Annotated in this window: 24 protein-coding genes; 6 read left to right on the top strand and 18 right to left on the bottom strand. The window is 71.5% G+C overall.

All coding sequences use genetic code 11. The features are described 5' to 3' along the window. Window positions 1-398: hypothetical protein (locus ACFYPD_RS27470; protein WP_387119380.1), on the top strand; the 398-nt coding region annotated here is incomplete at its 5' end. Between the two features lie 372 nt (window positions 399-770). Here the strand turns inward: ACFYPD_RS27470 and ACFYPD_RS27465 are convergent. Beyond that, a complete protein-coding gene (locus ACFYPD_RS27465) occupies window positions 771-1,130 on the bottom strand; it encodes a hypothetical protein (protein WP_387119377.1) in 360 nt (119 codons plus the stop codon). Between the two features lie 47 nt (window positions 1,131-1,177). Here ACFYPD_RS27465 and ACFYPD_RS27460 point away from each other — a divergent pair, with 47 nt between their 5' ends. The 3 genes from ACFYPD_RS27460 (at window position 1,178) to ACFYPD_RS27450 (ending at window position 2,463) form a co-directional block, all read left to right on the top strand. Continuing rightward, window positions 1,178-1,531 (top strand): ThuA domain-containing protein, encoded by a 354-nt coding sequence (locus ACFYPD_RS27460; protein ID WP_387119374.1) that lies wholly within the window; start codon window positions 1,178-1,180, stop codon window positions 1,529-1,531. A 50-nt stretch (window positions 1,532-1,581) separates the two neighbouring features. Next, window positions 1,582-1,947, top strand: coding sequence for a DNA polymerase ligase N-terminal domain-containing protein (locus ACFYPD_RS27455; RefSeq protein ID WP_387119371.1), 366 nt, complete (start codon window positions 1,582-1,584; stop codon window positions 1,945-1,947). A gap of 249 nt (window positions 1,948-2,196) precedes the next feature. Continuing rightward, entirely contained in the window at window positions 2,197-2,463 is a 267-nt protein-coding gene (locus ACFYPD_RS27450) for an integrase core domain-containing protein (protein ID WP_387119401.1), read from the top strand. A gap of 128 nt (window positions 2,464-2,591) precedes the next feature. Here the strand turns inward: ACFYPD_RS27450 and ACFYPD_RS27445 are convergent, their stop codons facing one another. From ACFYPD_RS27445 to ACFYPD_RS27435, 3 genes are read right to left on the bottom strand one after another with little or no spacing between them, the layout of a single operon-like run. Beyond that, window positions 2,592-3,569 carry an ABC transporter permease subunit gene (locus tag ACFYPD_RS27445; protein WP_387119368.1) on the bottom strand — a complete coding sequence of 326 codons (978 nt, stop codon included), beginning with the start codon at window positions 3,567-3,569 and terminating at the stop codon, window positions 2,592-2,594. Continuing rightward, on the bottom strand, window positions 3,557-4,465 hold the full coding sequence (locus ACFYPD_RS27440; protein ID WP_387119365.1) for an ABC transporter ATP-binding protein: 909 nt from the start codon (window positions 4,463-4,465) through the stop codon (window positions 3,557-3,559). Before ACFYPD_RS27440 ends, ACFYPD_RS27445 begins: the two co-directional genes overlap by 13 nt. After that, entirely contained in the window at window positions 4,462-4,857 is a 396-nt protein-coding gene (locus ACFYPD_RS27435) for a GntR family transcriptional regulator (protein WP_387119362.1), read from the bottom strand. Before ACFYPD_RS27435 ends, ACFYPD_RS27440 begins: the two co-directional genes overlap by 4 nt. Window positions 4,858-4,984: 127 nt before the next feature. Here ACFYPD_RS27435 and ACFYPD_RS27430 point away from each other — a divergent pair, with 127 nt between their 5' ends. Next, window positions 4,985-5,383 carry a tetratricopeptide repeat protein gene (locus ACFYPD_RS27430; RefSeq protein ID WP_387119359.1) on the top strand — a complete coding sequence of 133 codons (399 nt, stop codon included), beginning with the start codon at window positions 4,985-4,987 and terminating at the stop codon, window positions 5,381-5,383. After that, window positions 5,332-6,081, top strand: a complete 750-nt coding sequence (locus ACFYPD_RS27425) for a FadR/GntR family transcriptional regulator (RefSeq protein ID WP_387119356.1) — start codon at window positions 5,332-5,334, stop codon at window positions 6,079-6,081. The genes ACFYPD_RS27430 and ACFYPD_RS27425 overlap by 52 nt, the downstream gene beginning before the upstream one ends. A 9-nt stretch (window positions 6,082-6,090) precedes the next feature. Here the strand turns inward: ACFYPD_RS27425 and ACFYPD_RS27420 are convergent, their stop codons facing one another. The 14 genes from ACFYPD_RS27420 to ACFYPD_RS27355 all read right to left on the bottom strand — a co-directional run bounded on the left by ACFYPD_RS27420 (window position 6,091) and on the right by ACFYPD_RS27355 (window position 22,052). After that, window positions 6,091-7,302, bottom strand: coding sequence for an LLM class flavin-dependent oxidoreductase (locus ACFYPD_RS27420; RefSeq protein ID WP_387119353.1), 1,212 nt, complete (start codon window positions 7,300-7,302; stop codon window positions 6,091-6,093). Further along, the gene (locus ACFYPD_RS27415; RefSeq protein WP_387119351.1) at window positions 7,299-8,057 is read right to left on the bottom strand and encodes an alpha/beta fold hydrolase; all 759 of its coding nucleotides are present in this window, start codon (window positions 8,055-8,057) and stop codon (window positions 7,299-7,301) included. Before ACFYPD_RS27415 ends, ACFYPD_RS27420 begins: the two co-directional genes overlap by 4 nt. Then, entirely contained in the window at window positions 8,054-8,896 is an 843-nt protein-coding gene (locus ACFYPD_RS27410; protein ID WP_387119349.1) for an alpha/beta fold hydrolase, read from the bottom strand. Before ACFYPD_RS27410 ends, ACFYPD_RS27415 begins: the two co-directional genes overlap by 4 nt. Window positions 8,897-8,956: 60 nt before the next feature. Next, entirely contained in the window at window positions 8,957-9,520 is a 564-nt protein-coding gene (locus ACFYPD_RS27405) for a flavin reductase family protein (RefSeq protein WP_387119347.1), read from the bottom strand. Continuing rightward, window positions 9,517-10,362, bottom strand: a complete 846-nt coding sequence (locus ACFYPD_RS27400) for an FAD:protein FMN transferase (RefSeq protein ID WP_387119345.1) — start codon at window positions 10,360-10,362, stop codon at window positions 9,517-9,519. Before ACFYPD_RS27400 ends, ACFYPD_RS27405 begins: the two co-directional genes overlap by 4 nt. A gap of 176 nt (window positions 10,363-10,538) precedes the next feature. Beyond that, complete coding sequence (locus ACFYPD_RS27395; RefSeq protein ID WP_387119342.1) at window positions 10,539-11,420, bottom strand: HpcH/HpaI aldolase/citrate lyase family protein; 882 nt, start codon at window positions 11,418-11,420, stop codon at window positions 10,539-10,541. After that, the gene (locus ACFYPD_RS27390) at window positions 11,417-12,862 is read right to left on the bottom strand and encodes a dihydroorotase family protein (RefSeq protein ID WP_387119340.1); all 1,446 of its coding nucleotides are present in this window, start codon (window positions 12,860-12,862) and stop codon (window positions 11,417-11,419) included. The genes ACFYPD_RS27395 and ACFYPD_RS27390 overlap by 4 nt, the downstream gene beginning before the upstream one ends. Window positions 12,863-12,946: 84 nt before the next feature. Continuing rightward, a complete protein-coding gene (locus ACFYPD_RS27385; RefSeq protein WP_387119337.1) occupies window positions 12,947-14,371 on the bottom strand; it encodes an MmgE/PrpD family protein in 1,425 nt (474 codons plus the stop codon). Continuing rightward, window positions 14,364-15,230 (bottom strand): cyclase family protein, encoded by an 867-nt coding sequence (locus tag ACFYPD_RS27380; RefSeq protein WP_387119334.1) that lies wholly within the window; start codon window positions 15,228-15,230, stop codon window positions 14,364-14,366. Before ACFYPD_RS27380 ends, ACFYPD_RS27385 begins: the two co-directional genes overlap by 8 nt. 28 nt (window positions 15,231-15,258) lie before the next feature. Beyond that, window positions 15,259-16,458, bottom strand: coding sequence for a CaiB/BaiF CoA transferase family protein (locus ACFYPD_RS27375; protein ID WP_387119331.1), 1,200 nt, complete (start codon window positions 16,456-16,458; stop codon window positions 15,259-15,261). Window positions 16,459-16,555: 97 nt separating this feature from the next. Continuing rightward, window positions 16,556-17,836, bottom strand: coding sequence for an MFS transporter (locus ACFYPD_RS27370; RefSeq protein ID WP_387119328.1), 1,281 nt, complete (start codon window positions 17,834-17,836; stop codon window positions 16,556-16,558). Continuing rightward, window positions 17,823-19,247: an aldehyde dehydrogenase family protein gene (locus tag ACFYPD_RS27365; RefSeq protein WP_387119325.1), complete on the bottom strand. Its 1,425-nt coding sequence runs from the start codon at window positions 19,245-19,247 to the stop codon at window positions 17,823-17,825. The genes ACFYPD_RS27370 and ACFYPD_RS27365 overlap by 14 nt, the downstream gene beginning before the upstream one ends. Beyond that, complete coding sequence (locus ACFYPD_RS27360; protein WP_387119322.1) at window positions 19,240-20,988, bottom strand: thiamine pyrophosphate-dependent enzyme; 1,749 nt, start codon at window positions 20,986-20,988, stop codon at window positions 19,240-19,242. Before ACFYPD_RS27360 ends, ACFYPD_RS27365 begins: the two co-directional genes overlap by 8 nt. Continuing rightward, window positions 20,985-22,052, bottom strand: a complete 1,068-nt coding sequence (locus ACFYPD_RS27355) for an ABC transporter substrate-binding protein (RefSeq protein WP_387119319.1) — start codon at window positions 22,050-22,052, stop codon at window positions 20,985-20,987. Before ACFYPD_RS27355 ends, ACFYPD_RS27360 begins: the two co-directional genes overlap by 4 nt. Window positions 22,053-22,105 lie beyond the last annotated feature (53 nt).

Genomic DNA, 22,105 nt, shown 5'->3' with positions numbered 1-22,105 from the left:
GGATGACCCGCACCGCGCTACTCACCGGCCGGGTCATGCTCGGCCGCAACCGTCTCACAGCAGCCGCGCTGCGCGGGTTCGTGCGGACCGCAGGGTTGCTCCCCGGCCTCGACGCGCGCGTAGCCAAGGCAGCCGCAGCGCCTGAGCGCCTCCCCGGCGGCGCCCGGCAGCTGCCCGATGCCCCGCTCGTCATCAACGGCCGGCGCACCAACCTCGACGCGCTGCTAGGCAACCGGTGGGGCGTTATCTGCGGCGACGCCGGCACCCTCGACCACGGCACCAGGGCGTGGCTCACCGCGCGCGGCGCGGTCTTCGCCAACGTGGATGGGTTTGCAAAAGGGCAAGCCAAGATCGTGCGCCCCGACCGCTTCATCGCGACCACCGTCCCGTTCGCCTGAGGGGCATCGTCACCTCAGGTCGGTGTCCTGCGGGCCGTCGAGGGCGGCGACGAGGAGCAGGCCGGTGAGGAGCCTGTGTTTCTCGACCACGACGAGGTGGCGAGGCTCGCGGAGGCATCCGGGCGCTACGGGCTGCTGGTCCGGTTTCTTGCGTACACGGGTCTGGGAGGGGTGAGGCGTCGGCGCTGCGGGTGTCGCGACTGGATCTGCTGCGGCGTCGGGTGACGGTGGCCGTGGCGCTCGCGGAGGTCGGTGGGGAGCTGGTCGAGGGGACGCCCATGAACACCAGCGCCGGTCGGTTCCGATTCCGCGGTTTCTCGTCGACGAGCTGGCTGCGCACATCGCTGGGAAGGGCCGGGACGAGCTCATTTCTCACCGCCCGAACGCCGGCCCGCTGCGCAAGTTCGCTTTACATTCGGTGACCGTTCTCAGAGATGACTCGCGTCCGGACGTGCCGAAGAGCGGACACCGCGTCGCCAACTGGGACGGTCCGGTCTCGTCCGCACCCGTTCGCCCAGGTGGCTCCCAACCGTGGCTCCCACCGACCGACAGCCTGAGCCGCCGCTGGGCCGTTGCGACGCATTGTCGGATGGTGCGCAGGGTGTCGCGGGTCCAGTCGACGAGTCGTCCGGTGAAGCCCTGGTCGGCGAAGACGTGTCGGATCGGTGTGACCATGTAGGCGCTCAGCAGGGCGGTCTTGGCGCCGTCGCGGTCCTGCCACGACGCGGCCACGACGGTCACGGTGACCCGCAGGCCTAGGGTGTTGGGATGGTGGTGGGATGGCGAGGACGGTGGCGGCACTGGTCTTCACCAGGACGGCCGGAGAGCGCCGGCCGTGCATTCCGGACGGTGTGGCGGGCATCCGCGCCCTCGCCCAAGTCAACGGCTTCACGGCGACCGTGGCCCAGGACGCCGGCGCGTTCACCACGACCAACCTCGCCAAGTTCCGGGCGGTGGTGTTCCTCAACACCGCCGGCGACGTCCTCAACCCCAGCCAGCAGGCCGCGTTCGAAAGTCACGTCACCGCCGGCGGCGGGTACGTCAGTGTGCACGCCGCAGCCGAGACCGAGCCGGACTGGGCGTTGTACCAGGACCTCGTCGGTGCGAAGGCCGCCTCTGCTGTTGAGCGGTAACGCACTCAGCGTGCGCATTTGACGGGCGGCAGAGTCGGCGGGCGACCACAATGGAAAGGGTGCCGCTCGTCTTCGTCCTGCACCACCACCGCAAACCACGACCGCACTTTGACCTGCGGCTCGAGGAGAATGGAGTGCTGCGCTCATGGGCGGTGCCTCGCGGCCTGCCGGACGATCCCAGTGACAACCGGCTCGCGATCGCCGTGCCCGACCACCACCTTGATCACCTCACCTACGAGGACGCCGACAAGTCGATCGCCGACATCGGCACGTGGGAGGAGCACGACCGCACCGAGCGCCGCATGCTGTTTACGTTGCACGGCCGCACCGGCCGCCGGCGATACGCGCTCATCCGCACCGGCGAGGGGTGGCTGCTCCACTTGACGAAAGAGCAGCCTTCGGACGAGCGCGGATAGCAGGCTACCGAGGTCCACCCCCGCGAGCGTGGGAACGACTATCTCCTGCTGAACAGCTCAACCGGCCCCGCCCGGCAGTCGACCTGCTGGGCAGCGGTAATGCACAAGTCTGGGCGCTCGATGTAGGTTCGCGACAGAGACGTCAGTGCTCAGCGCGTTGACCTGGGGCTCTGCGCAGGTCGGCCGGACCCGGAGTGATCTTTCACAGCGACCGCGGCGCCCGGTACGGCAGCGCGGTTTCGCCGACGTCTGCCACCGCCACGGCGTGCGCCGCTCGATGGCCGCATCGGCTCATCGTTCGACAACGCCCTCGCGGAGGCGTTCTTCGCCACCCTCAAACGCGAACTCGCCGTCGACCGTCGACGCTGGAACAGCGAGGCCGACGCCCGACGCGACATCTTCCGCTGGATCGCCTTCTACGACCACCGCCGTCGCCACTCCGCCCTCGGCTACCGCAGCCCTGCCGAGTACGAACGAACCCTCGAACCCACTACGCTGCTACCGATCGCGGCATAACCCGGTGTCCACACCCCCCGGGGGAAGCCCAGCTCCGCCATCCACACAGCGTGAACGGCGACACGCCGCCCCGGCCGACAAGCCGAACAGCGTGTCAACCAACACCGTGAACGTTTGTGGTCAGGGCACTAGATCATACGGCGCCGTACCCGCCACACCACCACACCGATCAGGACCGCCGCGACGGCGACGAACAGGGCCGCCTCGATGAGCTGGAACGTCCAGAACCGGTCGGCCGGGTGGTAGACCTTGAACTGCTGGATGCCCCGCGCGTGCAGGAACTGGTTGAGGTTGGTGCCGGCCCGGTTGGCGGCGGCCTCCAGTTCGTAGTACTCGGTCCAGCTCAGCCTGCGCCCAGTGGCGTCTGCGTAGCCGTGTTCGATCACCCAGTCAGCGAAGCTGGACACGGGCCGGTGGCCCGCCTGGTCCTTCGAGCCGCCGACGGGGACCGGCTCCATGGTGGTGAGCGGCGTGGCGTACGCGGGACGGGCCAACAGCGCCACCGGCATCCGGGCGGCGAGGAACGCCCCGAACGCGACGCCGAACGCGGGCAGGCTGCGCCGCAGGATCGCCCCGGCGGCGGTGGCGACGCCGAACGCGAACAGCGCGTACGCCACCGCAACAAGTCCCTCCAGGTCGAAGGCGTCGTACTGGAACCGCCCTTCCCACGCGTCGAATGGCTGACGGAACCAGGTGAGCACCGCGGTGAACATCCCGGTGAGCGTGACGGTGACGCCCGCCAGTGCCGCGAGCTTGGCCGCCAGCCAGCGCATCCGCGGCACGGCCTGCGTCCAGGCGAGCTGCCAGGTGCCGTCCTCCAGTTCGCGCGCGAGCAGCGGCGCACCGAGGAACGCACCGATGACGACGGGGACCAGATAGAAGCCCGCCAGGAGGTTCTCGACGTACCCGTACTCCTCGTCGAGCCGGCGGAAGGAGGCAGCGCAGGCCTCGTTGATACCGGCCTCTCCCGCACACCGGGCGGGACCGCCGGGGAACAGGTCGTGGGCCTGCGTCCCGAGCACGAGCAGGGCAATGCCGAACATGCCGACAAGCAGACCCAGGACGCAGACCTCGGTCCGGTGCTGGCGCCAGATCAACCACGCCATGCCGCCACCCCCGACGTGACCGCAGCGCTCGCCTCGGACGGCCGGCGCAGGTACGCCAGCACCAGGTCCTCCAGCGCGACCGGCTGGGCCTGCCACCCAGGCGCGGCCGGGATCGCGCCGTCGCGTACCAGCAGGGTCGTGTGCCGGTCGCTGTGGACGGCCTCCACGACGGGGCCGGCCCGGTCGAGGTCGGCGGCCGTGCGCGGGCCGACGAGCAGCCGGTGCTCGGCGAGGAGGGTGTCGATGTCACCGGTGAGCGTGACCCGCCCGTGGTTAAGCACGACCAGGTGGTCGCAGACGCGCTCCAGCTCGTGCACGACGTGGGAGGAGAACAGGACGGTCACCCCGCCTTCGGCCACCGCGCCCATGAGGACCTGCAGGAACTCGTGCCGGGCCAGCGGGTCGAGGCTGGCCACCGGCTCGTCGAGGACGAGCAGGTCCGGCCGCTTCGCCAGGGCCAGAGCCATCGCGACCTGGGCCTGCTGCCCGCCGGAGAGCGTACCGGCCCTGCAGTCGAGCGGGATGCCCAGCTTCGCCAGCCGGCGCTCGGCTAGCCCCTGGTCGAACCGCAGGTTGCAGGCCCGGCCGAAGCGGAGCATCTCGGCGACGGTGAAGCGCTTGTACAGCGGGTGGTCCTGGGCCAGGAACCCGACCCGGGACAGAGTTTGCGGGGTGCTGGCGGTGACGTCGTGGCCGAGGACCTCCACCGTGCCGGTGCTCGGTGCCAGCAACCCGACGACCAGGCGCAGCAGCGTGGTCTTGCCCGCGCCGTTCGGCCCGACCAGGGCGATCACGCCGCCCGCCGGCAGGGCCAGGGTGCAGTCGCGCAGCGCCCAGCCCTTCCGGTACCGCTTGCCCACAGCGTCGGTGCGCAGCGCGAACTCGGTCTCTGTCACGCCACGTCCTCATTCCTGGTCTGCTGGTGGACGGAAGTAAGAAGCGCGTTGACCGCCTGCTCGTCGAGGCCGGCCGCGTAGGCGCGGCGCAGCCAGGTCGTCAGGCCGCGGCGTAGCGACGTGTACGTCGATGCCGGTATCGCGGCCGACTGCTGTTCATTGACGAACGTGCCCTGGCCGGGCCGGCCGGTGACCAGGTTCTCCTGCTCCATCTGCCGGTACGCCTTGGCGACGGTGTTCGGATTGATCGCCAGGTCCTCGACCACCTCGCGGATGAGCGGGAGGCGGTCACCGGATTGGAGAAAGCCCAGCAGCACCGCCTGGCGGACCTGCTGGACGAGTTGCAGGTACGGCGGCACGCCGGAGTGGGTGTCGAGCCGGAAGACGAACACGGTAGCCCCTTACTGCTTTACTAGGACCATAGTAAAGCAGTAAGCCGGCGGTCAAGAGAGCCGACGCGCCCGCCCGACCGCGGCACCAGATCCGGGCGCACGCCGCCGGTTGAACAACCCCGCGGGTGTGGCGAACGCCTGGGACAGCCTCGGCTACGCGCTCGTTCGCGCCAACCTCTACCGGCGGGGGATCTCGCACTACCAGCGCGCCCTCCGGTTGTTCCGCGGCGTCGGCGCCCGCCTCGACGAGGCGGAGGTGTTGGATCACCTGGGTGACGCCTACGCCGCCGTCGGCGAGACCGCGAACGCCCGCCGCTCGTGGAGCGATTCGGTGGCGATCCTGGAGACCGTCGACTCAGCCAGAGCATCCGACGTCCGGGACAAACTCACCGGGATCATGCTCAGCATCCCGCCGGCTGCCCTGCCGATCACGGCCAGCAGGTCCGCGAGATCACGGCCTCGTAGACTGGGTCCATGCCCGATCCGCAGCCCACCCCGCGGTTTCGTCAGCGCGCGGCGAAGATGAGCGAACTGGTGGCCCGGCAGGTCGTGGAGGACATCGTGGAGCACGGGCTACGCACCGGCGCCGCCCTGCCCACCGAGGCGCAGATGCTCCAGGCGTACGGGGTAAGCCGCGGGACGTTGCGCGAGGCCCTACGGATCCTCGAGAACAACGGCCTGGTGCGGGTCCGGCCCGGTCGAGGCGGCGGGCCGGTCGTCGGGGCCGCCCAGCCGCACACCTTCGGCCGGACCCTGGCGCTGTTCCTACAGATGGACCGGACTTCCTTCGGTGAGCTGGTCGAGGCCCGCGTGATCATGGAGCCGATGATGGCGAGGCTGGCCGCCGAGCGCCGTGATCCCGCGCGCCTGCGGGAGCTTGCCGAGTCGATGGGCGAGCACCAGAGCATGGAGGACCGCGATGAGCGCGACTACCTGGCGGTCCTGCAGCGCTTCCACGGGGTAGTCGCCGGCGTGTCTGGCAACGGCGTGCTGGACCTGTTCGGTCGGGCGCTGAAGGAGATCTACACCGAACGGGTCGTCGCGGCCGAGCGCCGCCCCGAGCGCTGGGCGGAGGTACGGCGGGAGCACCAGGCGGTCGCCGAGGCCATCGTCGACGGGGACGGGGCCGTGGCCGAGGAGCTCATGCGGGTGCACATGGTCGCGCTGGCCACGCATCTCGAACGCGACTACGCCGGCCTGCGCGACGAGATCGTCAGCTGGTAAGGACGCCGGTCAGGACAGGGCGCTGGACAGAACCGCCTGAACCGGCGTGCGGTCGTTGTCCACCCGCCAGGTGGTGTCCTGCGTACGCCAGTCGGTACCGAGACCGGACACCGCCGGCATCACCTCCCTAGCAAACAGCGTGAGGTGGTCGCGCACCTCGTTGCTTGTCATGTCACCGGCATGGTTCATCAGGATGAGGTGCCCGGCACCGGTCTGCGCGTACAGCTCGTGGATCTGCGCGGCAACCCGGTCGGGTGTGCCCACCAGCAGGATGCCGGCGTCGATCAGCTCCTCGTAGCTCATCCGCCGCACGGCCCCGAGCCGGCCCTGGAGCGCGGCCACCGCCGCCGAGGGCGGGAAGTAGCCGGGTGGACTGGCCGCGCCTAGCCGCAACCGGCCGGACCTGAGGTAGTACATGAGCTTGCGGCCGGTCTCGCGGGCCTGCTCCTCGGTCTGGGCGACGTGGCACAGCGCCATGTACGCGAAGCGGTCCGGGCCCGGCTCGGGCTGGCCGGCCGCCACAGCGGTGCGCCGGTAGAGCCGGAAGGACGTCGCGGTGTCGTCGTAGGTGCCGAGCAGGTTGCACAGGGTGTAGCCGTGCCGGGCGGTCCACTCCACCAGGCGGGTGGAGGTGCCGCTGACCCAGATCGGCGGGTGCGGCTGCTGGTAAGGCCGGGGCCACACGCTCACGTATCGGTAGTGGTAGTGCCGGCCCTCCCAGGAGAAGACGTCGCCGCGGGTCCACGCCGCCTTGATCAGGTCGTGCGCCTCGATGAACATCTCCATGTTGTGCACGGGGTTCTGGTTCGAGGGGAACGTCTCGCCCTGCACGCCCCGGACGAAGCCGCAGTCGATGCGTCCGCCGCTGACCGCGTCCAGGTACGCGATCTCCTCGGCGACCCGCACCGGGCTCTCCCGGTGCGGCAACGGCGTGCCGAGCACGAGCACCCGACCACGTCGGGTCCGGTGCAGCACGGACGCGGCGCTGAGCGTGGCCGACACCTGCAGCGTCGACGCTGACTGGTGGTGCTCGTTGACCATGAGGTCGAAGCCCAGTTCGTCGGCGAGTTCGTACTCGTCGAGATACCGCTGGTATAGCTCGTGGCCGCGGACCGGGTCGTAGTACCGGTTGGGCATGAAGTATTTCAGCCCCCGGTTGGCCTCCTCCGCCTCGGGTGAGACGAACGGGTACGGCATCTCGGTGAAGTGGTAGAGCCTCACGGGTGCACTCCCCTCAGGAAGGATCGGACCAGCCGGTGGAACTCGTCGGGGCGCTCCAGGTACGGGTAGTGCCCGGCGTCCGGCACCTCGACGAAACTCGCCGCCGGGAGTAGGCCGGCCAGCTCGGCGCTGTGCTTCGGCGGCACCAGCCGGTCGCGGGCGCCCGCCAGCACGAGCGTGGGCACGGTGACGACGTGCAGCCACCGGCGCAGCCGCGGGTCGTGCAGGAACGGCTTCCAGGCGTACCGAGCGACGGCGGCCCGATCCGCGAAGGCGCGCTCGTACTCGCTGTCGGTCAGACCGGCGGGGAATCCGGGCATCCGCAGCTCGCGACAGGCCGCCGGGTTGGCCCAGCCCAGCTCCACCACCTCGACGGGGTCAAGCAGCAGGATGTCGGCGAAGTCGTGCTCGTCCCGGCCGGACAACTTCACCCCATACGGCGAGGTCAGGACGAGGGAGGCGAACAGGTGCGGCGCGCGGACCGCCATCTCCAACGCGATCCAGCCGCCGAAACCGGCGCCCGCCAGGTGCAGCGGCCTGGCCGCCGGGTTGCGTACCAGACCGGGCACCACGTCGGACAGGTAGTGCTGCGCCAGGTCGGCGACGCTGTCCCACTGCTCAGCGACGTCGTCGACCGGGGTCCCGAACCCGGGGTGGCGCGGTACGACGACGTCGACGCCGTCGGCGAGCGGGCGCAACGCGCCGACAGGTCCGGGCAGTACGTCCACGTCGTGCAGGAACAGCAGCCGGCTCACCGTCCGCTCCCCTCGAAGAAGGCCAGCAGCAGCGCGGCGACCGCCTCCGGCTGGTCCAGGTTCGGCGCGTGTCTGGAGTCCATCCGGTGCACCCGCACCAGCGGCGACAGGCCTTCGAAGTGCCGGCTCCAGCCTGGCTCGAGCAGGTCGTCGCGGGCGCCCTCGACCACGAGCGTCGGCACCGTGCAGTCCCGCAGCGCCGCCGGCCAGGTTCCGGAGCCGTCGGCCTTCGGCAGTGTCGGATGGCGCAGGCGGGCGGCGAGGCACGCCTGCACGTGTCCGGGCTTGCGTGTGTTGGCGTACCGCACCCGGACGGCCTCGTCGAATCCGGGGTAGTCGTCCACAGTGAGGGCGACGAGGCGGCGGACGTCCTGCTCGGTGCCGTCGTACCGCCCGAGTTCGCTGATGCCCTTCGCCGACCGCCACGGGCCGCCGGTGCCGCAGATGCTCACCGCGGATAGCGCGGGCAGCACCGGCGCTGGCGCGGCCAGGGCCCGCAGCACTAGCGAGCCGCCGAAGGACTGGCCCACGATGTGCGCGGCGTCCACGCCCACGGCGGCGCAGAACGCGGCGAGATGGGCGGCGCGGAAGGTGTACGGCGGCCGGTCCAGGTAGACGACCTTGTCGGTGTCGCCGTAGCCGAGCAGGTCCGGTGCCAGCACCCGGTAATGCTCGGCCAGCAGCGGCATGAGCTCGGACCAACTGCCGATGGCGTCGCCGCCGAATGCCCCGTCGTGAACGAGGACGACCGTCCCTTTCGGCCGCCCGGGCGGTTCGCATTCCCAGTAGCGGGTGGTGAAGCCGCCGGCCTCGATGGTGCGCGTACGTGGTGGGGCCATCTTTTCCTGCCTCCGGATGCGGTGCCTGCGGTCGTCGCGGGCGGACAGGCCCGGGTCGGGCTACGGGTACGGGTGCGGACCGGGTTGCGGGTTGGCTGGCTGGAAGGTGCCGTAGCGCCCGCCGAGGTAGAGCAGCGGTTCGGCGTCGGTCTGGGATCGGGCGTGCAGCACCTCGCCGCAGAGGATCCAGTGATCCCCGCCCCGGTACGCGGCGGCGGTGCGGCATTCGAGGACCGCGGTGGTGCCGGTGGCCAGGGTGGGCACCCCGGTGCGGCCAGCGACCACGACCGCCGCCAGCTCATCGAGGTCCCGGCCACGGGAGGCGAACGCACGAGCCCAGGAGGCCCGGTCCGCGGCCAGGTAGTTGATGCTGAACCGGCCGGCCCGCTCGGCCAGCGGGGCGAGGCGGGTCTTCTCGTCGGCGGCCAGCATTGCCATCGGCGGTTCGCCGGACAGCGACGTGGCGGACGTGCAGGTGATCCCGGTGATGCCGAGCGCGCCGCCGGGTACGAGCACGATCGCCACCGGCGCGGGAACCTGCCGGAAGGCGGCCCGGAACCGGGCCGGCTCGACCAGACGTCGCCCGGCAGTCGGGTCGGCGCAGGTGCGGTCGTCGCTGTTCACCGCGCCGCTTCCCCTTCCGACCCCAGTGCTGGGCTCAGCCACACGCGGTGCACGTCGGGGCGGCCGGCCAGCCGGTCGGCGGCGGGGCTGCCGCCGATCACCATCGCCGAGGCCACCCAGTCGGCGCAGGCGCCCGTGTCGGCGAGGACGGTGGCCTGAACGATGTCCGACGCGGCGGGAACACCGGTGCGTGGGTCGATCAGGTGGTGGCCGTCGGTGCCCCAGCGCCGCTTGGCCGTACCGCTGGTGGCCACGCCGCCGTCGCGTACCAGTAGTACCTCGCCGTTCGGGAGGGCGACGGGCCAGCCGTCGCCGTCTGGGCCCGGCCCACGGCACGCCACATCTCCGCCGACCCCGGCCGCTGAGTTGGGACCCAGCCAGGTCACCACGTCGTCGGCCCACCGGCCCTTCGCCAGCGCCCCGACGTCGACGCCGTATCCGGGCGCGAGGCGGGCCGCACGGCCGCGCAGTTCGAGTATCGACGCTAGCGGTGGCACCGGTGCCACGGGCGGTGCCGGTGCTGCGTCGGGGGCGCCCTCGGCCCACGACCGTACGTAGCCGGCGACGAGTAGACGCGGCAGGACCGCCACGTTGACCAGGTCGGTGCTGGCGGCGGCGACCGCCAGCGCGTGGCTCAGCATTGCGCGCAGGTCGCCGGAGACGTCGTGCCAGCGCCCGGCGGCTGCGTTCAGCCGGGACAGTTCGCTGTCGGTGCGGAACCGGGAGTATCGCCGGTCCAGGGCCCGCAGGCGGCGCTCGGCCTCCGCGAACGGCACGGTCGGTGGTCCGCAGCTGGCCATCGTCACCGCACAGGTGAACACCTGGCAGGTGTGCTGTCGCATCGCGGGATCGGACGACGGTTGAGGGTGCGCGGTCCGCGGGACCTGGGCGACGGCCATTGCGGAGCTCCCTTCGGCCACTCTCTTAAGAGGCTAAACATGATGATGTTTTATTCGCAAGACGCCGCCCGGACGGTCCGGTGGGGCGCGCCGCCCGAGGAACGCCCCGGGCCAGCGGCCTACCGGCCCGTGGTCGCCCGGTCCAACACCTCGCGCGCGCTGCGCGCAACCGCCGCGTCGATCATCCGCCCGTCGGCGGTGACGGCCACCCCCGTGCCGTTCCGCTCGGCGGCAGCCAGGCGATCCACGACGTCCCGGGCGGCGTCCACCTCCGCCGGCGTCGGCGAGAACACCCGGTTGACGACCGCAACCTGGGCCGGATGGATGGCCGTACGACCACGGTAGCCCTGCCGCAGCAGGAGCCGGCTGGTCGCTTCGAGGCGATCCGGATCACGCAGGACGGTCTCCGTGGGGCCCACCGGTGGAGCGATGCCGGCTGCCGCGGCGGCGAGGACGGCACGCGAGCGCAGCGGCCACAGCTCCACCTTGTCCGGGCCGGGTTGCAGGCACAACTCGGCTGCGAGGTCGGCCTCACCCAGGCCGAGCCGTACGACCCGGGGGGCGGCGGCCACGGCCTCGGCGCGCAGCACGCCACCGGCTGTCTCCAGCAGCGCGAACACCGCCAGCGAGCCGTCCGGCAGTCCGCGTGCCCGCTCCGCCTCGCCGAGCAGCCGGTGCACCTCGGCCAGCAGGTCGACATCCGCCTTCGGCACCACCACGCCCGTCAGCCTGGGGCCGGCCACCGCCGCGATGTCCGCCGCGGCGGTGTCCGCGTTGACGCGTACCCACCACTGCGGGTCGGCAGGCTCCGCAGGGCCGTCGGCGAGGAACGCGCCGACGGCCGACCGGGCGGCGGCCTTGTACGCCGGTGCGACTGCGTCCTCGAGGTCGAGAATGCAGGCGTCGGCACCCCGGTCACCGGCCCGCGCCAGCTTGTCCGGCTGGTCCGCCGGCACGTACAGGTAGCTGCGGGCGGCCGCCACGCTCCGTCCGACGGTCACGGGCGGGTGGGGCGAGCCAGGTAGCGGCCGCGCGGCTGCCCGACCACGTTGCCGTCGCGCAGGATCTGCTCTCCGCGCAGGAACGTGTCGGTGACCCGGGCGGTCAGCTCCATGCCCTCGAACGGCGTGTAGTCCTGGGCGGACAGCGACTCGTCCGCCCGTACCGTCCAGGTGTGATCCGGGTCGACCAGGCAGAAGTCGGCGTCCAGCCCCTCCGCGATGGCGCCCTTGGTTGCCAACCCGAAGCGGCGGGCCGGCGCCCAGGAGGTCAGCTCGGCGACGCGGGCGTACGACAGGCCACGCTTGGCGCCCTCGCTGACCAGGCCGGGCAGCAGGTACTCGGCGCCGCCGAAGCCGGACTTGGCGACGAAGACGTCGTCCTCGGGCTGGCCAAACTTGACCTCCGCGCGGCAGCAGGCATGGTCGCTCACCACCCAGTCGAGCTTGCCGTCGAGCAGGTAGCCCCAGAGCGCCTCGACGTCCTCCCGGGCACGCAGCGGAGGGTTGACCTTGCCGCCCAGGCCGTAGGCCGTGTCGATGTCGGCCAGCAGGTGACCGACGGTCACCTCGCGACGGAAGTCGACGTGCGGGAAGGCCTGCGCCATGCGCAGCGCCGCGTCGACCGCCTTCGCCGAGGACAGGTGGAGCAGGTTGATGGTGGGCAGGCCGGTCTCGTGGGCGAGGTAGGCGGCGATGCTGACCGCGAGCCCCTCGGAGTGCGGCGGTCGGGAGGCGCTGTACGCAGCCAGCCCGGTCAGTGTGCCCTCCTGCTCGACCAACCGGGTGTACGCCCGCATGATCTCCGCCGTCTCGCAGTGCAGGGAGAGCGAGATCGCGTCGGCGAGCTCGGGGAACCGCTCGCGGGTGGCCTGGATGCCGCGCATGACGAACTCGAAGTGGGCGTAGTCGTACCGGGCGTCCGGCGGGATCATCAGGAACGAGCTCTGGTCGGCGGACTGGCCGTGCAGCCCGTGCCCGCCGTAGAACATGAAGATCTTGAACGACGTAACGCCGTGGTCGCGGACCAGCTCGGGGATCTCCTCGATGTGCTGCGCCGTCATCGGCGCGACGTGGAACGCGTAGTCCACGTAGGACTTCCGGTCGGCGGCCGCGAGCACGTCGGGGAAGAACTCCCGGTACGGTCCGCCCCTGTTGAGGTAGTACTGCCCGGTCCGGATGTAGTTGATCGCGGACGTTACACCACCCTGCGCGCAGGCGCGGCTCTCCGTGCCGGCGTCCACGCTCAAGGGGTGGTAGATGCCCCAGTGCTGGTGCGCGTCGACGACGCCGGGAAAGGCGAGCTTGCCGCCGCCGTCGACTACGGCCCGCGCACCGTCGGTGTCGATGGCCGGCGCGAGGTGGGCCACCCGGCCGTCCCGGACGCCGATGTCCAGCGCCGCCGGCTCCGTCTGGTCGTGCCGCACCACACGGACGTTCTTCACTACGAGATCGAAAGGTTCCACGATGTGCTCCTGGGATGGGGGAACAGGGAGTCGGAGTCGGTGCGTCAGTCGGAGTCGGACGGGTCAGTCGGAGCCGGTCCGGAGTCGGGTCAGGGGGCGCAGCACGTCGCCGACGTCGGCGACCTCGGCGAGACCGAGCACCGCGGCCACCACCTGATCGGCGATCTCCGGGTCGACCCGCCCGGCGACGTTGTCCCGGAACTTCAGGGCCAGCTCGGCGTCGGAGAGTGGCCGTTGCGGGCCGCCACGGTTGGTCAGCACGTTCTCGCGCCACATCCGTCCGTCGTCGGTGCGCACCGTCACGACGGCCGGGAACTGGTACGGGAAGATCTTGTCGCACTCGTTGTCCGGGACCACGTCGACGCGTGCCATGAGCGACCGGCGTCGCGGGTCGCGCGCCAACTCGTCGGTGAAGTCGCCCAACGCGACCCCCAGACCGCCACCGCCACAGAGGCCGGCAACGACCGCGTACGGCCCGCTGAACTGCGCCTGGTAGCCGGTGTCCGGGGCGCGTTTGGTGGCGATCGGCTCCCCGATGGTGCGGATCACCGCGGCGGGCACCCGCAGCTCGATGTGTTCGATCCGGTCCACCGGCACCCCCTGCGCGCGCAGCGCCAAGCCCGCGTCGATGGCGGCGTGGGTGAAGTGGTTGGCGGGGTACGGCTTGAAGAAGATGTCCGGCACCGCCCATCGCTCTCCGAGCCCTTCGGTGACCTGATCGTGGTCGGCCTGTCCACGCAGGAACGCGGTGAAGAAGCCGAAGCGGCCCTCCAGCACCGTGGGCGGTCCGGTGAAGCCACGTCGGACCAGGTCTGCGGCAGTGACGGCGCTGTGCGCGGCCCAGCCGCAGTGCAGCCGCTTCACGGTGCCGCCGGTGCGGTTGGCCTCGATCACGCCGGCGGCCATCGAGGCCGTCACCCCGAGCACGTCCCGTAGCCCGCGCTCGTCGAGGCCCAGCAGCATGCCTGCGGCGACGGCACCGCCCATCGCACCGCAGATGGAGGTGGCGTGCTGGCCGTACTCGAAGAACACCGAGTTGTTCAGCGCCGGGTCGTAGCCGGCCATTCCGAGCCGTACGGTCACCTCGAGCCCGACCGCGACCGCGGACGTTAGGGCGGCGCCGTCAGCGTCGCCGGCCTGGGCGGCGGCCAGCGCGGCGGGGACCACGGCGGCACTGGGGTGCAGCACCGAGGGCAGGTGGGTGTCGTCATAGTCCAGCGAGTGCGCCAGTACGCCGTTGCCGAACGCGGCCTGCGCCGCAGGCACGGCCTCGGGCAGCCCGACGACGTGCGCCTGACCGCGCCCGCCCTGCTCGGCCACGAGGTCCAGCGCGGCGCCGCTGGTCGGTAACTGGTGGGCGGCCACGCAGAGTCCGAGGACGTCCAGCACCCGTTGGCGCACGCTGGCGGCGACCTGTTCGGGCAGCGGCGTGGCGCCGGCACGGGCTGCGAAGGCGGCGAGCTGCTCGGCGAGGGTGGGCTCAGCCATTGGTCACCACCGCCAGTGGACGGACCGGCGAGCCGGTGGCACCGAAGATGGCCAGCGGCGACAGCACGAACAGGAACTCGTGGACGCCGTCGGCGGCCAGTTCCTCCAGCGCCATCGTCTCGATGATGTAGACGCCGCGCTCGACCAGCAGCACGCGGTGGGCCGGCAGGCTGCTGTGGCCCGCGCCGGGTCGTAGGCACTCGAAGGCGATTGTGTCGGCGCCGACGGCGTGCGCCCCCTGGTCGGCCAGCCAGGTGGCGCCAGCCGCGCCGACGCCGGGTACGCCGGTGGCGTGGCCCACGTAGCGGATGCGGTCCTCGTGGTCGAACAGCCGTCCCCAACCGCTGCGGACCAGCACCACGTCGCCCGGCTGGACCGGGGTGGCCTGCCGCTGGACCGCGTTCGACAGGTCTTCCGGCGTGATCTCGTACCCGGGGGCGCAGCCGTCGGGCAGGCCCAGCGCGGCCGGGACGTCGAGCAGCACGCCTCGGCGGACCATCGGGGCGATGGTGTGCGCGCCCAGCGCCGCGAAACGTCCACCGCGTCCGGCCGCCGCGGCGTCGGAGCCGTCGAACAGCTGCCCGTCCTGTGACACGTGGGAGAAGGCGTCGATGTGGGTGCCGACGTGGGTGCCCATCGTGATGATGTCGTTGGCGGCGGATCCGCCGTCGGGCCGCACCATGTCCCCGTGCCGGCGGGGAAGGGCGTGCCAGAACGGTGGATGGTTCGGCGACTGCGGCATGCCGATCGTCAGGCGGCGGCCCAGGTCGTAGGCCCGGACTCCGGCGCGGACGGCAGCCAACAGCGACTCGGTTCCGGTCGCCGGGCTGGTCCCTGCGGTGGTGCTCCTTGTGGTCACGGCAATCCTTACGTTCGTGGGGCGGCCGTCAGGCCACGATCTCCCGGGTGCGCAGCTCGGCGATGTCGTCGGGCGAGCAGCCGAGCTCGTCGATGAGAAGATCGTCGGTGTCGGCCCCCGGAGGCCGACCGGTGAAACGGATCCGGCCGGGCGTGTCCGACATGCGCCACAGCACGTTGTGCATGAGCACCTCGCCGAGGTCCGGGTCGGGGACCTTGACCACCATGTCGGTGGCCCGGACGTGTTCGTCGGCGACGATGTCGCGGGCGCTGTAGACGGGTGCGACCGCCGCGCCGGCCTCCTCGAAGGCACGCATGACCTCGTCGCGGGTGCGCTCGGCGATCCAGCCGCCGACGAGGTCGTCGAGCAGGTCGGCGTGCTGGGCCCGTTCCCGTCCGGACGCGAACCAGGGCTCGTCGATGACCTCGGGATGGCCGACGAGGCGCAGCACGCGCTCGGCGATGGTCTGCGCGCTGGTGGACACGGCAACCCAGGCGCCGTCGCTGGTGCGGTACGTGTTGCGCGGGGCGTTGTTCGTGGAGCGGTTGCCGTGCCGTTGCTGGACCACGCCGAGCTGGTCGTACACGGTGGGGCCGGGCCCGACCGCCATCATGATCGGTTCGAGCAGGCTCATGTCGACGATCTGCCCCTTCCCGCCGTTGCGTTCGCGGGCCCAGAGCGCCACCATGGCGGCCGAGGACGCCGCGATGCCGCAGATGCTGTCCGCCAGGCCGAACGCCGGCAGCGTCGGTGGGCCGTCCGGTTCGCCCGTGAGGTGCGCGAAGCCGCTCATCGCCTCGGCGAGGGTGCCGAAGCCGGGCCGGTGCGCGTATGGGCCCTGCTGGCCGAAGCCGGAGATGCGCACCAGGACCAGGCCTGGGTTGACCTCCCGCAGCTGCTCCGGGCCGATCCCCCACCGCTCCAGCGTGCCGGGGCGGAAGTTCTCCACCAGCACGTCGGCCGTGGCCGCCAGGCGCAGCAGCAGGTCGGCGCCCTCCGGTGCGGACAGTTTCAGCCCGACGGTCCGCTTGTTGCGGGAGATCTCCTTCCACCACAGTGGCACGCCGTCCTTGGCGTGGCCGTGCCCCCGCATGCTGTCTCCGGCTACCGGGTGCTCGATCTTGATGACGTCGGCGCCAAAGTCGCCGAGGATCTGGCAGCACAGTGGCCCGGCCAGGATCGTCGAGGCGTCGATGACGCGGAGTCCGGTCAGCGGTCCGTCGCGCACTGGCCCTCCATTCCAAATCGTTCGCGTCAAGCGAACGGCGTTTCGCTCAGCAGAGTAGTCCGGGATCGAACGCGAGGTCAACGCGCCGACATCCCCGTTACTCCGCGTCGGGACCGGCAGCCTTCCGACGCGACCTCAGCCAACCGGGCGCCGGCAGCCGGTCGCTCAGGACCACGGCGGCGGCCACCGCAGCCACGGCCGCGACGAACGCTGCGACCGGGGCGGAGAAGGTGTCGCCCAGCCAGCCGTGCAGCATCGCGGCGAACGGACGGATGCCGAGGAAGCACATCGACCACAACGCCATCACGCGGCCGCGCACCGCGTCGGCCAGACCCTGCTGCATGGTGGCGTTGACGTCGCTGACGGCGAGCAGATAGCCGGCGCCCGCCACGGCGATGCCAACGACGGCCATCACGGGGCCGGAACTCACCGCCAGCACCGTCATCCCGGCGCCCAGCGCGAGCACGCCGAGCGCACCCGTCCGGCCGCTGCCCACCACCAGTCGCAGCCTGCCGACCCAGCTGGCGATCAGCGCCGAGCCAACCCCAAAACAGGTGATGAAGATGCCGACCAGGACGTCCCCACCACCGAACCTCTCGGCGAACAGCGGGGAGAGCGTGTTGATCGGCTCCATCGCCAGGCCGATGAGGGCCACGGCGACCAGGCAGCGCACCAGGTCGGGGCGGTCGCGCACGTAGGCGACGCCGCCGAACACCCCCAGCCGCCCCCGCGGACGCACGCCACCCTCGGGCCGGGGCAGCCGTACGCGGGCCAGCGCGAGGGCGAACACCAGGAAGCTGCCGGCGTTGACGGCGAATGCCGTACCGGCGCCAGCCAGCGTGTAGGTGGCCGCTCCGACGACGGGGCCGATCGCGCGGGACAGGTTGAAGGTGAGCGAGTGCAGGGCGATCGCCTGGGCGACATCGGCGCGCCCGACGATGTTCGGCACCAGCGCCTGCGCGGACGGTCCGGTGATCGCCTGTCCCACCCCGGACAGTCCAACGAAGGCCAGGATGAGCCACGGGTTCAATTGATCCAGGAACGCCAGCATGGCGAGGACCGCGGCGGCCAGACCGCCCAGCGTCTGACCGACGACGATCAGCAGCCGTCGGTCAGCGCGGTCGGCGACCGCCCCGATCACCGGGGCGAGCACCAGTTGCATCCCGAACTGCAACGCGGTGACCAGCCCCACCATGAAGGCGGACCGGGTCAGCGCGTAGATCGTCAGGATCGCCGCGACGTTCTGGAACCACGTGCCGGTGTTCGACGCCAGCGACCCGAAGAAGTACGGGCCGAAGCGGCGGTCGCGCAGCAGCGCGGCAGCGCTGCGCCCCACCTCCGCGGTGGCCGCCGTGGCTGTGCGGTCAGCCTGCGGCACCCGCGCCTCCCAGCCCGTAGCCCTGCGGTAATCCCGTCGTCAACGACGTCCAGACCGACTTCGGACGCAGGTAGAGGCGCGCGGCCTCGGTCCCGTTCTCCCGGCCGTACCCGGACAGGCCGACGCCACCGAACGGAACGAGGTCGGACAGCACCCGATAGGTGTTGATCCACACCGTGCCCACCCGGACCTGCCCGGCGAAGCGGTGCGCCCGGGCGATGTCGGCCGTCCAGACGCCGGCGGCCAGGCCGAACAGCGAGTCGTTGGCCATCCGGAGCGCGTCGGCGTCGTCGCGGAACGACGACACCGCCAACACCGGCCCGAAGACCTCCTCGCGCAGGAGGCGCGCGCCGTCGGCCAGCCGGTCGACCACCGTCGGCGGTACGTAGAAGCCGTCGCGCAACCGCACGTCGTCCGGGAGCGCCGCCTGCGCCACCACCCGGCCGGTCGAGTGGGACTCGGCGATGAACCCCAACGTCTTGTCCCGCTGTGCCGCGGTGATTTGCGGACCCAGGTCCGTCTCCTCCTCGAACGGGTCGCCCACCCGCAGCGCCCGTACCTGCTCGGCCACCCGGTCGAGCACGTCGTCGTAGATCGACTCGTGCAGGAGCAGCCGCGAGCCGGCGATGCACATCTGACCGCAGGAGGCGAAGACACCCAGCACCACCGCGTCGACCACCCGGTCGAGGTCGGCGTCGGGGAAGACGACCTGTGGCGACTTGCCGCCGAGTTCCAGCGCGACCGGCGTGAGGTTGGCCGCCGCCGTACGGGCGATCGCCTTGCCGGTCTCGTGGTGCCCGGTGAACACGATCAGGTCGACGCCCGGATGCGACACCAGCGCGGCGCCGGTTTCCCTGCCCCCTGGCAGGACCTGGACCAGGCCCTCCGGAACACCTGCCTCGGCGAGCAGCCCGGCCAGCCGCAGGGCGGTCAGCGGCGTCTCCTCGGCCGGCTTGAGCACGCAGGCGTTGCCGAAGGCGAGCGCCGGCGCGATCTTCTTGGCGGCGAAGAAGAACGGCACGTTCCACGGGATGACGCCGGCGACCACGCCGTACGGCTCGGGCACGGTGTAGGTGTGGTACTCGGTACCGACCGGGATCGTCTCGCCGCGTACCTGCTCGGCGCAGCCGGCGTAGTAGCGGAACGTGCCCGCGGCCCGGCGTACCTCCCGGCGGGTGTCACCGAGGATCTTTCCGGTGTTGCAGGTCTCGGTCTCGGCCAACTCCTCCAGGTTGGCCTCGATGAGGTCGGCCACCGCGTGCAGGATCCGGCCGCGCTCGCCGGCGGTGCGCCGTGCCCAGGCCGGTTGCGCGGCACGCGCCGCGCGGACCGCGACGTCTACGTCGGACGGCGTGGCGGGGGTGAGGCGGGCCAGTACCCGGGCGTCGATGGGTGAGAAGACGTCAACCATCGTTGCTCCCTTCGGTCGTCGTACGGGCACGCTCCCGGCGTCCCGGGTCCATCGACCCGGTGAGGTGTTCGGGCACCCAGACGTCCAGCACGGCGGGGACGCGGTGGCGCTCGACCGCGGTCCGGGCCCGGTCCAGGGCGGCGGCGAGATCCGCCGCCCGGACCACCCGCTCCCCGTAACAGCCCTGCGAACGCGCGTGCGCCGCGAAGTCCGGCGAGGGGGTTAGGTGGCCGCCGATCACTGTGGGTTCGGCGGCGGCCAACCCGCCCGGGTAGTGGGCGGCCAGCGTGGTCGTGCCGGTCCGATAGCCGCCGTTGTTGACCACCACGGTGACCACCGGGGCGTCGTGCTGCTGCTGCAGCCACAGGCAGGAATCCGGTGAGCCGAAGAGGTACGACCCGTCGCCGGTCACCGCCACCGCGTGGGCGCCGCCGGAGGCGATGCTCGCGCCGGTCGCCGCCGCGACCGACCAGCCCAGGCTGGAGCCGCCCTTCTCGAACAGGGTGCCCGGCTTCGTGCGGGTGACCGTGGCCGTGTCGAATACCTCCCAGGTGAGCAGGTCGTCGGGGCTCAGGTGCCGGTCCAGCGCCGCGGCGATGAGCGCGGGGGTGGGCATGCCGGCGGCAGGGACGCCGCTGGTTTCCGGCCGGGCCGCGGCGTCGACCGGGGGTCGTTGCCGGCGCCGTCGCACCTGGTCGGCGTCGCTCGCCCCAGCCCCGCCCACCTCGCCCAGCACGGCTGCGAGGAACGCCGCCGGGTCGGCCGTGGTACGGGCGTCGGCACGCAGTTCGTGCAGCGGGACGCGGCTCTCGATCGGGTCGGGTCCCACCCAGCCGATCCACGCGTCGTCGCGCGGCTGCTCCATGGCAGGCATCCAGGGCACCGGGTGGTCCAGGACGACGACGACATCGAACTCGTCCAGCGGCGCGGTCGAGCGCCACGGACTGTCGTCGGGCAGGTTCATCCGGTACCGGGTGGCGCGTACCTCGACGCCGAGACTGTCGGCCAGTTCGGCGAGCAGTGCCACGGCGCGCGGGTACTCGCCGACGCGGTCGGTGACGATGACCGGTCGCCTGGCTGTCGTCAGGCGGCGGGCCACCTCGCTGACCACCCCGGCGTCGCCGGGGCCGAGGACCGGGACGCCCAGCGCCTGTGCGCTGGGGACCCGTCCGGTGGCGGGGACGGGGTGCCGGCCCACCTCCTCCGGCACGGCCAGGTACACGGGACCGCGTCGTGGTGCGAGCGCGACCTGCAGGCCGCGGGCAACGATCAGGCCGGGGTCGTCGAGGGCCGACAGCTTGTAGTCCCACTTCACGTACTGCCGGACGATCGAGCCCTGGTCCCAGCGCTGCTGCTTCCAGAACACCGGTGAGGTCCGCGACTCCGCGCGGGTCGGCGGGTAACCCGACATGATCAGCACAGGGTGGTCGCCCCACATCGCGTTGTGGATGGCACCGCCATGGTGCAGGAGACCGAGGTCGGCGTGGGCGGCTGTCATGGCAGGTCGACCGGAGACCATCGTGTCGCCCATCGCCGCGGTAAGTGCGACGTGCTCGTGCGGGCAGGTGACGATCTCCGGAGTCGGCTCGCCCGCGTGCCGGGCTCGCGCGGCGGCCTCCTGGAACGAGGTCAGCTCGGAGCCGCTGGTGAACCAGAGCCGCTGTACGCCGCTGGCCGCGGCCGACGCCAGGACGGCGGCAGCGGCGCTGTCACCGGCGCCTGGCGTGGTTGCGGCGGTCACAGCTTCCTCGCGCGCTCGAGGTACTCCGGGTGGATGAGCTTGTCGATCGGCGCCGTGGACTTGACCAGACCGGCCTTGACGAGGCTCTCCTGGCCCTTGGCCCAGACCTGTTCGTTCATCTGCAGGGTCTTGTCCGGTCCGGCCGCCAGCCAGCTCTCCACCAACAGCGGCAGTTCGGCGCGCGCCTGCTTCGGGTCGGCCTCGGGGTTGTACTTGCGCAGGTCGTTGATGACCTGGTCCCAGTTCTCCTCCTTGCTGGCGTAGTCCATGGCCTTGAGCACGCCCGCGAGGAACTTCACTGGCATGTCGCTGCCCGACTCCACCATCTTCAGACTCGTGTTGTACGAGTCGGACGGCATCGGCGCGAAGTCGTCGGTGCTGAAGAAGTTGACCTTGCCGACGTCCCTCTGGATGGTGGCCCGGTCGGTGTTGACGCAGATCCACGCGTCGACCTGGCCCTTGCGGGCCAACTCGTACGCGGCGGTGCCGACGCCGGTGACCGGACGCTTTACCGACTTGCGGTCGACGCCCGCATTGATCAGCATGACGTCGAGCAGGTTCTCGGTGGCGCCACCGGTCGACACGATGCCGCAGGTACGGCCGGCCAGCTGAGCCGGGTCGCTGATCGGGTCGTCCGGCAGGGAGACCACCTCGAACTGCGACTTCTGCCGCACGCTGGCGATGGTAATGAACGGCGCCTGCTCGTTGGCCACCGCGATGATCGCGTTGATGCCGTTCGCCCGGGTCAGGTCGGCCGAGCCACCGAGCACGGCCTGGATCGCCGTGGCGGTGCCCTGACCGCCCTTGATCTCCAGGTTGAGCCCGTAGTCGGAGAAGTAGCCGCGTTCCTTGGCGACCATCGTCTCGACGAAGCTCAGGGTCATGCCGGACGCGGTCATGTACGTGCCGGGGAGGCTGCCGTCGGGGTTGGTCTTCTCATCGTCACCGCAGCCGGTGAGCAGGGTCAGGCCTCCGACGCTGGGCACCAGAAGCCCGGCGGTGGCACCGAGCCGGAGGAACGAGCGCCGCGAGACCGGCGCACCGAGGTAACGGTTCTCTGTCACGGGAGTCTCCCGGGGGGCTTGAAAGGATGGGGGATGTGCGGACGGATAACGGC

The sequence above is a fragment of the Micromonospora sp. NPDC005299 genome, assembly GCF_042872345.1.
Lineage (GTDB): Bacteria > Actinomycetota > Actinomycetes > Mycobacteriales > Micromonosporaceae > Micromonospora.
This window is presented reverse-complemented; position numbering and strand designations above follow the sequence as displayed.

Coding starts and splice junctions, on each gene's coding strand:
- ACFYPD_RS27460 (WP_387119374.1), top strand. CDS start 1,178: ATGGCGAGGACGGTGGCGGCACTGGTCTTCACCAGGACGGCCGGAGAG.
- ACFYPD_RS27455 (WP_387119371.1), top strand. CDS start 1,582: ATGGAAAGGGTGCCGCTCGTCTTCGTCCTGCACCACCACCGCAAACCA.
- ACFYPD_RS27445 (WP_387119368.1), bottom strand. CDS start 3,569: ATGGCGTGGTTGATCTGGCGCCAGCACCGGACCGAGGTCTGCGTCCTG.
- ACFYPD_RS27425 (WP_387119356.1), top strand. CDS start 5,332: ATGCCCGATCCGCAGCCCACCCCGCGGTTTCGTCAGCGCGCGGCGAAG.
- ACFYPD_RS27410 (WP_387119349.1), bottom strand. CDS start 8,896: ATGGCCCCACCACGTACGCGCACCATCGAGGCCGGCGGCTTCACCACC.
- ACFYPD_RS27400 (WP_387119345.1), bottom strand. CDS start 10,362: ATGCGACAGCACACCTGCCAGGTGTTCACCTGTGCGGTGACGATGGCC.
- ACFYPD_RS27385 (WP_387119337.1), bottom strand. CDS start 14,371: ATGGCTGAGCCCACCCTCGCCGAGCAGCTCGCCGCCTTCGCAGCCCGT.
- ACFYPD_RS27365 (WP_387119325.1), bottom strand. CDS start 19,247: ATGGTTGACGTCTTCTCACCCATCGACGCCCGGGTACTGGCCCGCCTC.